This is a genomic window from Nocardioides sp., assembly GCF_030655615.1.
Taxonomy (GTDB): Bacteria; Actinomycetota; Actinomycetes; order Propionibacteriales; family Nocardioidaceae; genus Nocardioides.
This window is the reverse complement of record NZ_JAURVJ010000007.1, coordinates 18,944-31,373: the sequence shown is the minus strand read 5'-3', so window position 1 is coordinate 31,373 and position 12,430 is coordinate 18,944. Positions and strand designations below refer to the sequence as shown.

The window sequence follows — 12,430 nt, the reverse complement described above, 5'->3', positions numbered from 1 at the left end:
CGCGGTAGGCCCCGGCCAGGGCGGCGAGGGCCTCCCGGCCGGCGCGCCCGGCGACGTCGGCCGCGGCGCGGTCGGCGAGCTCGTCGAGCGCCAGCAGGGTGATCAGGGTCAGCAGGTCGCCGGAGCCGGCGACGTGGGAGTAGAGGCTGGCGACCTTGACGTCGCAGCGGCGGGCGACCTCGGAGATCGTCACCTGTTCGAAGCCGACCTCGTCGGCCAGCTCGGCCCCGACGACCGCGAGCCGGTCGCGGGTGAGTCCGGCACGGACCACGGGAGCCCCTTTCCTAAGACTGTTAGGAAGAAGACTACACGTCGTAGGTGAGTCGGCCGCCAGCGAGCAGGCAGAAGGGGTGGCCGGCCGGGTCGGCGAGCACGTAGAGCGGCTCGTCGGACTCGCTCCGGTCGAGGACCACGCGCGCCCCCAGGGCCTCCGCCCGCACGCGGTGCCGCTCGAGCTCGGCCGCGTCCGGCACGACGTAGTCGACGTGCAGCTGCATCGGGACCTCGGGCTCGGGCCAGGTGGACGGTGCCAGCTCGTCGACGCCCTGCACGGCGAGCACCCGCCGACCGGCGGTGTCGACGAGCACCAGCCAGTCAGCGTCGTCGTCGCTGCCGTCGGTGGGGGACTCGTCACCCGGCCGGTAGCGCAGGCCGAGGAGCTCGCGGTAGAACTCCGCCAGCCCGCGACAGTCGGTGGTGTCGAGGGCCGTGTGCATCAGCTGGGGGAACTCGCTCATGTCCCCATGATGCTCGCGGGCCCGCCGGGGTGCCCTCGCGCGCGATCTCGGCCATGATGCGCAGGTGCAGCGTCGCCCCGTCCCGGTCGCGCGCCAGATGCTGGTCCTCCAGGTCGGCGTGGTCGTGCTGCTCGTCCTCGCGCTGCTGGGCGTGGCGGCCTACGACGCCCGGCGCGACGCCCGCGCCGAGGCGACCGAACGCTCCCTCGCGGTGGCCAGTGCGGTGGCCGACTCGCCGGCGGTCTCCGAGGCGCTGTCCCTCACCGACCCGTCGACGCGGCTGCAGCCGTTCGCCGAGCAGGTCCGGTCCGACACCGAGGTCGACTTCATCACGATCATGGCGCTCGACCGGACGCGCTACACGCACCCCGACCCGGCCAACATCGGCAAGCGGTTCATCGGCGACGTCGGTGACGCACCGGCGGGCGGCACCTTCACCCAGGAGTACGCCGGCACCCTCGGTCCGTCGATGCGCGCCGTCGTCCCCGTGCGCGACGCCGGGGGCGACGTGGTCGCCCTCGTGTCGGTCGGGATCACCGTCTCGTCCATCCAGGACCGGCTTCGCGACGACGTCGTCTCGATCGGCGTCGCGTCCGCGCCGGTGCTGCTCGTCGGGCTCCTCGGGGTCTGGCTGCTGAGTCGCCGGCTGCGCCGCCAGACGCACGGCATGGGCGAGCTGGAGATGACGCGGATGTACGAGTACTACTCGGCCGTCCTGCACGCCGTGCGCGAGGGCCTGCTCCTCATCGACCCCCAGGGCAAGGTGCAGCTCGTCAACGACGAGGCACGGCGGCTGCTCGACCTCCCCGACGACGTCGTCGGCCGGCAGGTGCAGGACCTCGGCCTGGCACCGGGGCTGGTCGGGGCGGCCCTGAGCCCGCAGGCCGAGTCCGACGACCTCTACGTCGCCGGCGACCGGATGCTCGTCGTCAGCTCCGCACCGGCCCGGTGGGACGGCCGGTCCGTCGGCGCGGTCGTCAGCCTGCGCGACCACACCGAGCTGCAGGCGGTCACCGGCGAGCTGGCCGCCGTCCGTGGCCTGACCGACGCGCTCCGGGCGCAGAACCACGAGGCCGCCAACCGGCTGCACACGGTCGTGTCGCTCTTCGAGATCGGCCAGCCCGACACGGCGATCGCCTTCGCGACCGAGGAGCTCGAGGGGGCGCAGCAGCTCACCGACCTGATGGTCGGGGCCGTCGGCGACCCCGCGGTGTCCGCCCTGCTGGTCGGCAAGACGGCGGCAGCACGCGAGCGGGGGATCGAGCTCACGGTCGACGGCGGGCTCGAGGCCGACGTACCCGGTCGCGACCTCGTGACGGTCGTCGGCAACCTCGTCGACAACGCCTTCGACGCGCTCGACGGCCACACCGGCCCGCGCAGGGTCCGGGTGGTCCTCGGTGGTCCGGGGGATCACCCGGCGGTGACCGTCGAGGACAGCGGCCCCGGGCTCAGCGCCGAGGAGGCCGGCCACGTCCTCGAGCGCGGGTGGTCGACCAAGGCCGAGGGCCGAGGAGTCGGCCTGGCCCTGGTCCACCAGGTCGCGCGGCGTCACGGGGGAGTGGTCCGGATCGGGCGCTCCGACCTCGGCGGCGCCTCGTTCACCGTCGAGCTCGGACCGGTGGTCCGCGCGTGAACGACGTCCGGGTGCTCGTCGTCGAGGACGACCTGCTGACCGCCCAGGCCCACGCGACCTACGTCGAGCGGATCGGCGGCTTCGTCCTCGCCGGCGTCGTGCACAGCGCCGGTGACGCGGCGCGGGCGCTGGAGGTCCGGGGGAGCGTCGACCTGGTGCTGCTCGACATGAACCTGCCCGACGGCCACGGCCTCGGGCTCCTGCAGCGGCTGCGCGCGGCCGGGGACCTGGTCGACGTCATCGCGGTGACCGCCGCGCGCGAGACCGAGGTCGTGCGTCGCGCCATGGCCCACGGCGTCAGCTTCTACCTGCTCAAGCCGTTCACGTTCGCGACGTTCCGGTCCCGGATGGAGCAGTACGCCGAGTTCCGCGCCCGGCTCGCCACCGCGCCCGACGAGGTCGTCCAGGACGAGGTCGACCGGATGCTCGGCGCCCTCCGCCCGGCCGCCACCGAGCTGCCCAAGGGCATGAGTGCCGAGACGCTGCGCGCCGTCGTCGCCGTCGTCCGCGAGTCCGACGCCGCCCTGTCGGCCAGCGAGGTCGCCACGGCTGTCGGCGCGTCCCGGGTGACGGCGCGGCGCTACCTCGAGCACCTCGCCGAGTCCGGGATGCTCGAGCGCGGCCAGCGCTACGGCACCGGTCGTCCCGAGGTCGAGTACCGCACGGGCTGAGGCTGCCGCTCCTGAGACCGGCGACTCAGGTCGGCTTGCGCCAGACCGACACGTGGCTCTCGCTGTCGTTGGTGAACGGGCTCCGGTCCCAGTCGGCGAAGCGGGCCTCGTGCTCGAGGCCGGCCAGCTGCGCCATCAGGTCGCACTCGGCCGGCCAGATGTAGCGGAAGTTGCTGGTGCCGTGACGCACCGTGCCGTCGGCCTCGTGGGTGTAGTGGTGCGACGTGCCCTGCTGGGTCGTCAGGTCGTAGGTGTCGAGCCCGACGTGACGGGGGCCGACGTGGAACGGCACGGCCGCCTGGCCCGGCGGGAACCGTCGGATCCCGGGTATCCACAGCTCGACGACGAAGCGGCCGCCGGGGGACAGGTGCCGCGCCGCGTTGCGGAAGCACGCGACCTGCTCGGCCTGGGTCCGCAGGTTGCCGATGCTGTTCCAGACGACGTAGACGAGCGAGAACGCCCCGGGCGCCGTCGACGTCGCCATGTCGCCGACGACGACCGGGACCTCAGCGCGCTTGCCGTGCAGGACGTCGGTCATCGGCTGCGAGAGCTCGATGCCGGACACGGGCACTCCGCGGTCGGCGAGCGGGATCGCCACCCGGCCGGTGCCGATGGCGAGCTCGAGCGCCGCACCGTCACCGGCCAGGTCGGCGAGGAACGCGACCGCCGGGTCGAGCACCTCGGGTGCGAACATGAAGGACGACGACTCGTCGTAGCGTGCCGCGGTGCCTGCGTCCCAGTAGTCGCTGCTCGTCATGTCCAGCAGCCTGTCGGGGCCTGGCTCGGGGGACCACCGGATTTCGTGGTCCGGGAGCCCGTCTCCGCGCTACCTGACATAATGTCACTTATCGGCAATGCTCGAGTGGGTTCGGAAGCAGTCAGAGAGCCTCCGAGGGCCGTTCGTCAATAGCCCGAACCGACCCTGCCATTTCCGGCTACATGCGTTTGATAATCAGGCCGTTCGACTCGACCTCCACGACGTCTGCCCGCAGGAGTTCCCGATGGCGACCCGCCGCGTCACGCCTCACCACCGCCGGTCCATCACGACTGTCGCCGCGCTGCTGTGCGCCGCGCTGGCCGTCACCAGCGTCCCGGGCCGGGCCGGCGCCGCCCGTGCGACCGGCGCCGACGTGAGGACAGACGTGAGGACAGCCGACGCGAGGGCATCGGGGCCCGCGACCGGGCCCCAGCGCGCCGTGACCCTGACGATCGACGGCCCGGCGCAGATCGTGCTCGGCCAGCTGGCGCGGGTGCACGCGGCCGGCGGCGAGCGCGGGACGACGTACCGCTGGGACGCTGACAACAAGGCGGGCTTCGAGACCATCACGGGCACCTCGCCGTCGCTCGACCTCAAGCCGCGTCAGGGCGGTCCTCTGCAGGTCCGGCTCGAGGCCACCAGCGCGGCCGGCGTGGTGCAGACCGTCTCCCGGCGGGTGCAGGTGCTGCGTCCCGACGTCGTGAGCCTGCGCCTGGTGCCGGCCGACCCGCGCCCGGGCCAGCTGGTCAAGCTCGTGATGGCGGGTCGCAGTGACGCCGGCGGGTTCCGGGCCTATGCGTGGGACGTCGAGGGCGTCAAGGCGACCCGCACCCGCCTCGGGGTCGCCGCGCTGGGCCGCCACGGCCGGGGCGCACGGCAGGCGGCGCGTGCTGTCGGCGCCTCGACGGTCGGCGGGTTCGTCGACACCGCCCAGGCCGGGCTCGACATCACCGCCACCAACTCGATCACCGTGCGGATGCCGAAGGGCAAGAAGGCCGACGGCCGCACCATCGGCATCACCGCCTACGCGTTCGGCGAGTCGGGCCAGGTCGCCAAGCTGCACCGCACGGTCACCATCGACACGCCCCTCCGGGGGTTCGGCACCAAGCCGGGGAGCACCGTCAACTGCGAGGACGTCCCCGCGGGAGCGCCCAGCTGGCCGTGCGCCCAGGTCCTGGCCGCGACGGCGTACCCGGTCGTCGGCTACCCCGCCGTCTTCTACGACGTCACCCCCGCCGTCCAGGTCTGCTACCCCACGACCACCAAGAAGCCGGGGGTCCTCAAGACGCGCCGCACCGAGGTGCTCGACCTCGGCTACCCCGCCGTCGGTCAGTTCCTCGGCAACGTCGCGGTCAACCCGATCTCCGTCCCCGGCGGCCGGACCGCCTCCCCGGCGGCCAGGACCGCCACCGTCAACCGCAAGGGCACGCAGAAGTGCGAGAAGCGGGAGGCGATCCCGGTCAAGTGGAACTTCGGGGACGGTGTCACCGTCAAGGCCCCCGGCGACGGCAAGGAGAACCTGCCGGTGGGGCACTCCTACGCCAAGCCCGGCACCTACAAGGTCACGCTGACGACCAAGGTCCCTTACATCGCGACGTCGGACAAGAAGAAGGACGGCGGTACGCCGAATGCGCCGGCCTACAACGGCGTCAGCTACTTCACGGCGACGACGAGCACGACGGTCGTCGTGACGACGCCCTTCTGCGGGGCGCTCAAGGTCAGGGGCATCCCGGTGCGGTCCGTCGCGATCAGCGACGGGGCGGCGGGCTGCTTCAGCGTCCGTCCCACGACCGACAAGAACCCCCACCTCATCTACCAGCCGACCGACGGCTACGCGGCCGACCTGGGCGGCTTGCAGGTCTACCGCTCGATCTTCGGGTCCAGCGACGCTCCGGTCGTCGACCCGACCTTCGGCACCCTCACCGGCTACAAGGACATGGGCGGCTGGGTCCGGGTGGCCACGACGTCGCCGACGGAGCTCAAGCGGCTCCAGGTCTTCGAGGGCCCGGTGCTCGCCGTCCCGGACCTGGCTTACGACGCCCGGGTGGGACGCGAGGTCGCGGCGCTCCCGGCGCACGAGTTCGCGACCGGGCCCGGCAAGCAGCCGCCCTTCCTGACGCACCTGCGCGTCGTGACCGGCCAAGCGCTCCTCTCCCCCGCCGCCCCCACCGTCGGCGTCGCGACCCTCAAGCTGCCCGCCCCGCTGGGCGGGTACGCCGACGCGCTGCTCGACGGCTCCGAGCCGGCGTCCAGCACGTCCGGCCGGACCCGGCGCTCCGGGGAAGCCGGGAAGGACGGGCCCTACGACGTCAACGCCGACCTCGCCGGGGTCGACCTGGGCGGCCTCGGTCTCCAGTCCGGGACCCTGCGCCACCGCGCGGCGGGAGGCTGGGAGGCCGGCGTCGTGCTCGACCTGCCCGGACTCGGGACGGTCAACGCGCCGTACGAGCCCCTCGGTGGCGTCGGCAACACCTGCACCGACACGTTCGGGCCGTCGGGGCTCGACCTCGACGACAAGGGCGGGTTCAACTTCGGTGGCGCCCAGCTCGACCCCGCTCCCGGCATGGAGCCCGTCCTCGGACCGGTGAGCCTGGGCTGCGTCGCCCTCAAGGCGCAGACCGCGCAGGGCAGCGAGCCGTTCGCCATCACCGGGCTGGCGCAGGCCCACGTGCCCCCCAACGGTCCGATCACCGTCGACGGCTGCGCCGCCTTCAGCCTGGTCGGCACCGGGCAGACCAGCAACCTGTGCGGGCGGCCGCCGCTCGTCGCCCCCGGCGACCTGGCGCGGCTCGTCGCCACCGCCGAGGTGAGCCTGTACGACGGCGCGCTCAAGCTCGGCAGCGGTTACGCAGACCTCACGGCCGGCCCGGGTGGCGCCTCGGTCGTCGTCGGTGGATACATGAAGAAGAGCGTCGGCCCGTTCTCGGTCAAGGGCGACGTCGAGGGCGGCGCGTCGACCAACCCCTCCCAGTTCTACCTGGTCGGCGGGGTCGAGCTGTGCGCCTGGCTCTGCGCCGACGTCAAGGCCGGCGTGAGCACCGAGGGCTTCGGCGCCTGCGCGAGCCTGGGAGGCTTTTTCTACTACTGGGATGAGCGACACACCAAGTTCTTCGCCTTCTCCTGCAACCTGAAGTCCTACCTCGTCAACCGCCTGGCCATCGCCCGGCGCAACGGGCTGCCGGTCTTCCGCCCAGGCTCCGACGCGCCGCGCGCCGGCGCCACCCAGCTGGTCGTCCCGGTCCCGGCCGGGCAGTCCCAGGTCGCCCTCGCCGTGCACCGGGCCGACACCGGCACCGCGTCGCCCGACGTGACCCTCGTCAGCCCCAGCGGCAAGGTCTACGTCACTCCGGCCGAGGGCACCACGGTCGACGACAACCCCAACCCCGACGGGGTCCAGGTCCAACGGTTCGGCGGGGAGGAGGTCGGCGAGGGCATCACCACCTTCACCGTCCCGACGCCCGAGGCCGGCGACTGGACCGTGCGCAGCGGCGGCCAGACCGAGCTCACCGTCGAGCTCGCGACGCCCGTCCCCGAGCCCGTCGTGACCGGCAACGTCACGCTCACGGGCAACCAGGCGCGGCTCGGCTACGACGCCGCCCTCGCGCCCGGGGACACCGTGCGCGTCATCGAGTCCGGCCCCCAGGGCACCCGCTCGCTCGGTGCCCTGACGGCGGGCGGCAGCACCCTGACCATCCCGACCGGTCCGCGTGGCGCCCGCACGGTCACGGCCATCGTCGAGCGCGACGGCATCCCGCTCCGGACGTTCACCCTCGACGGCTACCAGGCCCCCGGGCTGCCCGCGCTCGCCAAGCCGGCCGGCGTCACCACGTCGGCCAGCTCGGGCGGGGTCGTCGTCAGGTGGGTGGCGGTGCCGGGCGCCACGTCCTACGACGTGACCGGCACGCTCACCGACGGGCGGGCCTTCCGGCGCACGGTCACCGGCACGTCGCTGGCCCTCCCCGGCTCCAGTCGCTTCACCGGGGGGCAGGTGCGGGTCGTGGCCAAGGCAGGGGTCGGCCGCGACAGCACCCCCGGTGTGAGGTCGCTCGCGCCGGTGACCCAGGTGCGTGTCCCGCTCTGACCCTTCCTGGGGAGGGTGCCTCCAGGCGACCCCGTCGCGCACACTGGAGGCCCCCCGCCCCCTCCCCCCCGGGACCTCCTGTGCGCGCCTCCACGCCCCTCGCCCTCCTGCTCACCCTCGTCCTCCTGGCGCCCGTGGCACCGGCCGTGCCACCAGCCGGCGCCGTGCCACCCGGGCCGCCGACAGCGACCGAGCGCGCCGGTCGGTCCGGGCTCCACGTCACGCCGTCGTCGTACGTCGGCGGGCAGGGTCTGCGCTGGACCGGCAGCCTGGGCGTCCCGGGACGCCGCCGGATCGTGCTGCAGCAGAACATGAACCGCCCCGGTGACACCTGGGACACGATCGCCGGGTTCTCGCGGCGCACGCGGGCCAACGGCACGTTCTCGTTCACCTATCCGGCGCCCAGCATGTTCGGCGTCAGCTTCCGCGTGAAGGGCGGACCGCGCGCGACGTCACGGGTGACCTTCGACGCCAAGACCCAGGACGTCGCGCTCTGGGTCTCGGGCACCGACCCCCGGCGCCCGCGGTCCCCGGGCCGCGCGCGCCCCGGACAGCCGTTCGGCGTCACGGTCGACACCAGCCCGTCGCCGGCCTACCCGAGCAACGCGAGCGGCACGCCCGTCTTCCCCGGCCGCCTGGTCACCCTGCAGCGCCGCGTCGACGGCGACACCTGGACCACCCTCGGGCGCGCCCCGGCGGCGGCCGACGGGTTCGCGTTCTTCCCCGGGCTCGTCGAGCCTGCCGGCACCGTCGTCTATCGCGCCCGCGAGGAGAGCTGGACCAGGGCGGGCAGCCGGATCGGCTGGTTCCCGTCGTTCCCGATCCGGATCGTGGTCGCCGACCAGCCGGCCGCGCCGGTGCCGCCGGCGGCCCGCGGGACGGTCACCACGGACACCACGGTCACGACGGCGCGCGCGATCGACACCGGCGTCGCCGCCAGCACGACCGCGTCGCGCCGCTGGCTCTGGGGCCCCGCGCTGTTCGACTTCGACTGGGAGCGCGGCGAGTCCCTGACCACCGCACCGCGCGGCACCAACCCGCGCGGCACCTGGCTCGACTACGCCGACGGCCTCGGCAAGGCCAGCAAGCACAACGGCGGCCTGTCGCTGGAGTCCGCGCGCGGCACCGGCTCGGGCGACGTCGGGACGACCCGGGCCACCCTGGTCGGCAACGCCCAGAAGTACGGCCGCTGGGAGCTGCGCCTGCGCTCACGGGCGTTCCGCAACGAGCCCGGCGCGGCCTACCGGATGAGCGCCGAGCTCGTGCCCGCCAACCCCGCCGACAGCGACTGCGGCGCCCACGACATCACGATCGCCCAGTTCACCGGACGCGGGACGACGATGTCGTTCGGCCTCGCCGCCGGCGACCGCCAGTGGCGCGCCACCCGACGTACGGGCGGCATCACCAACGCCGACCCGGCCTTCGCCGTCGAGGTCACGCCGCGGGCCGTGACCTGGTTCCTCAACGGCAAGCCGATCGGCTCCGTCCGCTCGGCCGCCGCGAGCAGCGACGTGCCGATGACGCTGCGGCTCTCCCTCGTGGGCTCCGGCTCCGCCGAGATGCGGCACGCGGGCCTCATCTCCGACTGGCAGCGCGCCTTCCCCCTCGGCCGCGGCCGCCAGGCCCCGACGGCCCCTCCCCTGCGCGCCTCCACCCGCCCCACCTGCTGACGATGTGCCCGGCACGCCCTACCTAGGGTGGAGGACATGCTGTCGCCCGAGGCCGTCCTGTCCCCCCGGGTCTCCGCCGCGATCGAGCGAGCCTTCGGCCCGGACTTCCAGGACGCCGACCCGGTGCTGCGCCCGAGCCAGTACGCCGACGTCCAGGTCAACGCGGCGCTGGCGCTGGCCCAGCGGCTCGGACTCAGGCCCCGCGAGGTCGCGGAGCGCATCGTCGTGCACCTCGAGGTCGACGACGTCTGCGACCGCGTCGAGGTCAGCGGTCCCGGGTTCCTCAACCTGACGATCGGTGACGGGTGGGTCTCGGCGCAGACGACGGCGATGGCCGCCGACCCGCGGCTCGGCGTACCGGTCGAGGACGCGCTGACCGTCCCGATCGACTACTCCGCGCCCAACGTCGCCAAGGAGATGCACGTCGGCCACCTGCGCACGACGGTCGTCGGCGACGCGCTGGCCCGGACCCTCGAGCACCTCGGGCACCGGGTGGTCCGCCAGAACCACATCGGCGACTGGGGCACGCCGTTCGGCATGCTCCTCGAGCACCTGCTCGAGGTCGGTGAGGAGTCCCCCGAGGCGCGGCTGGTCGAGACCGACCCCAACGCGTTCTACCAGGCGGCGCGCACGAGGTTCGACGCCGACGAGGCCTTCGCGACCCGCGCCCGGGCCCGCGTGGTGGCGCTCCAGGCGGGTGACCCGCACTCGTTGGAGGTCTGGCGCCGGCTCGTCGGGCTGTCGAAGCACTACTTCAACGCCATCTACGCCCGCCTCGGCATCAGCCTGGCCGACGACGACCTGGCCGGCGAGTCGACGTACGACGACGACCTGGCGGCCGTCTGCGACGAGCTGACCCAGGCCGGGATCGCCGTCGAGAGCGAGGGCGCGCTGTGCGTCTTCCTCGACGGCTACACCGGACGCGAGGGGCGGCCGCAGCCGCTGATCATCCGCAAGTCCGACGGCGGCTACGGCTACGCCACCAGCGACCTGGCCACCGTGCGGCACCGCGTCCGCACGCTCGGGGCCGACCGGATGCTCTACGTCATCGGCGCCCCCCAGGCCCTCCACCTCGAGATGGTGTGGGCCACAGCCCGCAAGGCCGGCTGGCTGCCCCCGGAGGTCGAGACCGTCCACGTCCGCATCGGCAACGTGCTCGGCGACGACCGCAAGATCCTGCGCACCCGCAGCGGCGCACCTCTGCGCCTGATGGCGCTGCTCGACGAGGCCGTCGCCGCCGCCCGCGCGGTCCTCGACGAGCACCGGCCCGAGCTGGACGAGGCGACCCGCACCGCCGTCGCGCCCCAGGTCGCGATGGCCGCCGTCAAGTACGCCGACCTCTCGGTCGCCCACGACAGCGAGTACGTCTTCGACCTCGCCCGGATGGTGGCGCCGACCGGCAACACCGGCCCCTACATCCAGTACGCCACCGCACGGATCCGGTCGATCTTCCGCAACGCCGGCGTGCACCCCGACGACGCCACGACCGCCGTCCCGGTCGACGTCGTCGAGCCGGCCGAGCGCGTCCTCGCCCTGGCCCTCCTCGAGCTCGGCCCGGTCGTCACCGCGGTCGGTCTGCACCTCGAGCCGCACCGGCTCTGCGGCTACCTCTTCGGGCTCGCGCAGGCGTTCTCGCAGTTCTACGAGCACTGCCCGGTGCTCAAGGCCGAGGACGAGCGGGTCCGCGCCTCGCGGCTGGCGCTCTGCGCGACGACGCTGCGGGTCCTGGTCACCGGCCTCGACCTGCTCGGCATCGAGGCCCCCGAGCGGATGTAGCCGCAGATCTCACCGAGAACACGCTGACCCGTCGTAGATCTACGACGGGTCAGCGTGGTGGAGGTGCTGCGACAGGAGATCCTGCGTCAGGCCGCGGCGGCCTCGGCGAGCAGCGGCACCACGTTGTCGATGGCGTACTCGATGCCCAGCGTGGTGGCGATCGAGAACGCGTTGGCGAGCACCGGGTCCTCGATCAGGACCGAGCGACCTTCCTCGACGACCGGCAACGCGTTGTAGAGCGGCTGGTCGGTGATCTCGGAGGCCTCGACGAAGATCGGGAAGCTCACGGCCACGTCGGCGTCGAGCAGCTCGAGCTCCTCGTTGGAGACCGGGATGAAGAAGTTGTCGGTCGCGGCCGCCTCGACCTCGGGCTTCTGCGTGAAGCCGAGGTTCTCGAGGAACTGCACGCGCGCGTCGCCGGACGTGTAGACGCCCCAGCCGTCGCTGGAGTAGGCCGAGACGGTCGAGGTCTTGCCGGCGTACTCGGGGTGCTCCTCGGCGGCGGTGCTGAACGCGTCGTCGACGCCGGCCAGCAGCTCCTTGCCCAGGTCCTCCTTGCCGAGGGCGGCGGCGATCATGGTCACCTGCTGCTCTGTGGTGGTCAGGTAGTTGTCGCCGCCGTCGGGCACGCTGATGACCGGGACGCCGATCTTCTCCAGCGCCTCGTGGCGGTCCTCGTCGCCGGAGCCGCGCACGTCGAGGATCAGGTCGGGCTCGAGCGCGCCGACGGCCTGGGTGTCGAGCTCGAGGGTGCCGAAGAAGGTCGGCGACTGGTCGTAGAGGTCCTGGGCCCACGGGCCGACACCGTCGACGTCCTCGCCGAACGCGAGCCAGTCCGACGCGCCGATGGGCTGCACGCCGAGCGCGAGCGCGGTCTCGGCGTCACCCCAGCCGAGGGCGACGACCTTGGTCGGCTCCCCCGTGACCTCGACGTCGCCGAACTTGGTGGCGATGGTGCGGGTCTCGGGCGCCTCGGCGCTGCTCCCGCCGTCGCCGGCGGGCTCGTCGTCGCGCGAGTCGGTGCAGGCGGTGAGGGTGACGGCGACGACACCGGCCGCGGCGGCGGCGAGGGTGCGCCGGAGGGCGGGGAACGACATGGGGAACC

The 12,430-nt window shown here is 73.4% G+C and carries 9 protein-coding genes; 5 read left to right on the top strand and 4 right to left on the bottom strand.

Annotated features, from left to right (window positions below; genetic code table 11):
• Nucleotides 1–271 (bottom strand): TetR/AcrR family transcriptional regulator (locus Q7T52_RS00645; RefSeq protein WP_304798517.1); only part of this gene is annotated, 271 nt, incomplete at its 3' end.
• A gap of 34 nt (nucleotides 272–305) precedes the next feature.
• Nucleotides 306–737 carry a VOC family protein gene (locus Q7T52_RS00640; RefSeq protein ID WP_304798514.1) on the bottom strand — a complete coding sequence of 144 codons (432 nt, stop codon included), beginning with the start codon at nucleotides 735–737 and terminating at the stop codon, nucleotides 306–308.
• A 64-nt stretch (nucleotides 738–801) separates the two neighbouring features.
• Here Q7T52_RS00640 and Q7T52_RS00635 point away from each other — a divergent pair, with 64 nt between their 5' ends.
• Entirely contained in the window at nucleotides 802–2,370 is a 1,569-nt protein-coding gene (locus tag Q7T52_RS00635) for a sensor histidine kinase (protein WP_304798511.1), read from the top strand.
• A complete protein-coding gene (locus Q7T52_RS00630) occupies nucleotides 2,367–3,041 on the top strand; it encodes a response regulator (RefSeq protein ID WP_304798508.1) in 675 nt (224 codons plus the stop codon). The genes Q7T52_RS00635 and Q7T52_RS00630 overlap by 4 nt, the downstream gene beginning before the upstream one ends.
• A gap of 25 nt (nucleotides 3,042–3,066) precedes the next feature.
• Here Q7T52_RS00630 and Q7T52_RS00625 read toward each other — a convergent pair whose 3' ends face one another.
• Nucleotides 3,067–3,798 (bottom strand): class I SAM-dependent methyltransferase, encoded by a 732-nt coding sequence (locus tag Q7T52_RS00625; RefSeq protein WP_304798505.1) that lies wholly within the window; start codon nucleotides 3,796–3,798, stop codon nucleotides 3,067–3,069.
• Nucleotides 3,799–4,042: 244 nt separating this feature from the next.
• Here Q7T52_RS00625 and Q7T52_RS00620 point away from each other — a divergent pair, with 244 nt between their 5' ends.
• From Q7T52_RS00620 to argS, 3 genes are all read left to right on the top strand, one after another.
• Nucleotides 4,043–7,879 (top strand): PKD domain-containing protein, encoded by a 3,837-nt coding sequence (locus tag Q7T52_RS00620; RefSeq protein WP_304798502.1) that lies wholly within the window; start codon nucleotides 4,043–4,045, stop codon nucleotides 7,877–7,879.
• 80 nt (nucleotides 7,880–7,959) lie between these two features.
• Nucleotides 7,960–9,549, top strand: a complete 1,590-nt coding sequence (locus Q7T52_RS00615; RefSeq protein ID WP_304798499.1) for a hypothetical protein — start codon at nucleotides 7,960–7,962, stop codon at nucleotides 9,547–9,549.
• A gap of 36 nt (nucleotides 9,550–9,585) precedes the next feature.
• Entirely contained in the window at nucleotides 9,586–11,325 is a 1,740-nt protein-coding gene (gene argS / locus Q7T52_RS00610; protein ID WP_304798496.1) for an arginine--tRNA ligase, read from the top strand.
• Nucleotides 11,326–11,411: 86 nt separating this feature from the next.
• On the opposite strand, the gene Q7T52_RS00605 is transcribed toward argS, so the two are convergent.
• Nucleotides 11,412–12,422 carry an iron-siderophore ABC transporter substrate-binding protein gene (locus Q7T52_RS00605; protein WP_304798494.1) on the bottom strand — a complete coding sequence of 337 codons (1,011 nt, stop codon included), beginning with the start codon at nucleotides 12,420–12,422 and terminating at the stop codon, nucleotides 11,412–11,414.
• Nucleotides 12,423–12,430: the final 8 nt, after the last annotated feature.

Excerpts from the sequence above, each read along its gene's own strand:
- Q7T52_RS00640 (WP_304798514.1), bottom strand. The coding sequence starts at position 737 with ATGAGCGAGTTCCCCCAGCTGATGCACACGGCCCTCGACACCACCGAC.
- Q7T52_RS00625 (WP_304798505.1), bottom strand. The coding sequence starts at position 3,798 with ATGACGAGCAGCGACTACTGGGACGCAGGCACCGCGGCACGCTACGAC.
- Q7T52_RS00620 (WP_304798502.1), top strand. The coding sequence starts at position 4,043 with ATGGCGACCCGCCGCGTCACGCCTCACCACCGCCGGTCCATCACGACT.
- argS (WP_304798496.1), top strand. The coding sequence starts at position 9,586 with ATGCTGTCGCCCGAGGCCGTCCTGTCCCCCCGGGTCTCCGCCGCGATC.
- Q7T52_RS00605 (WP_304798494.1), bottom strand. The coding sequence starts at position 12,422 with ATGTCGTTCCCCGCCCTCCGGCGCACCCTCGCCGCCGCCGCGGCCGGT.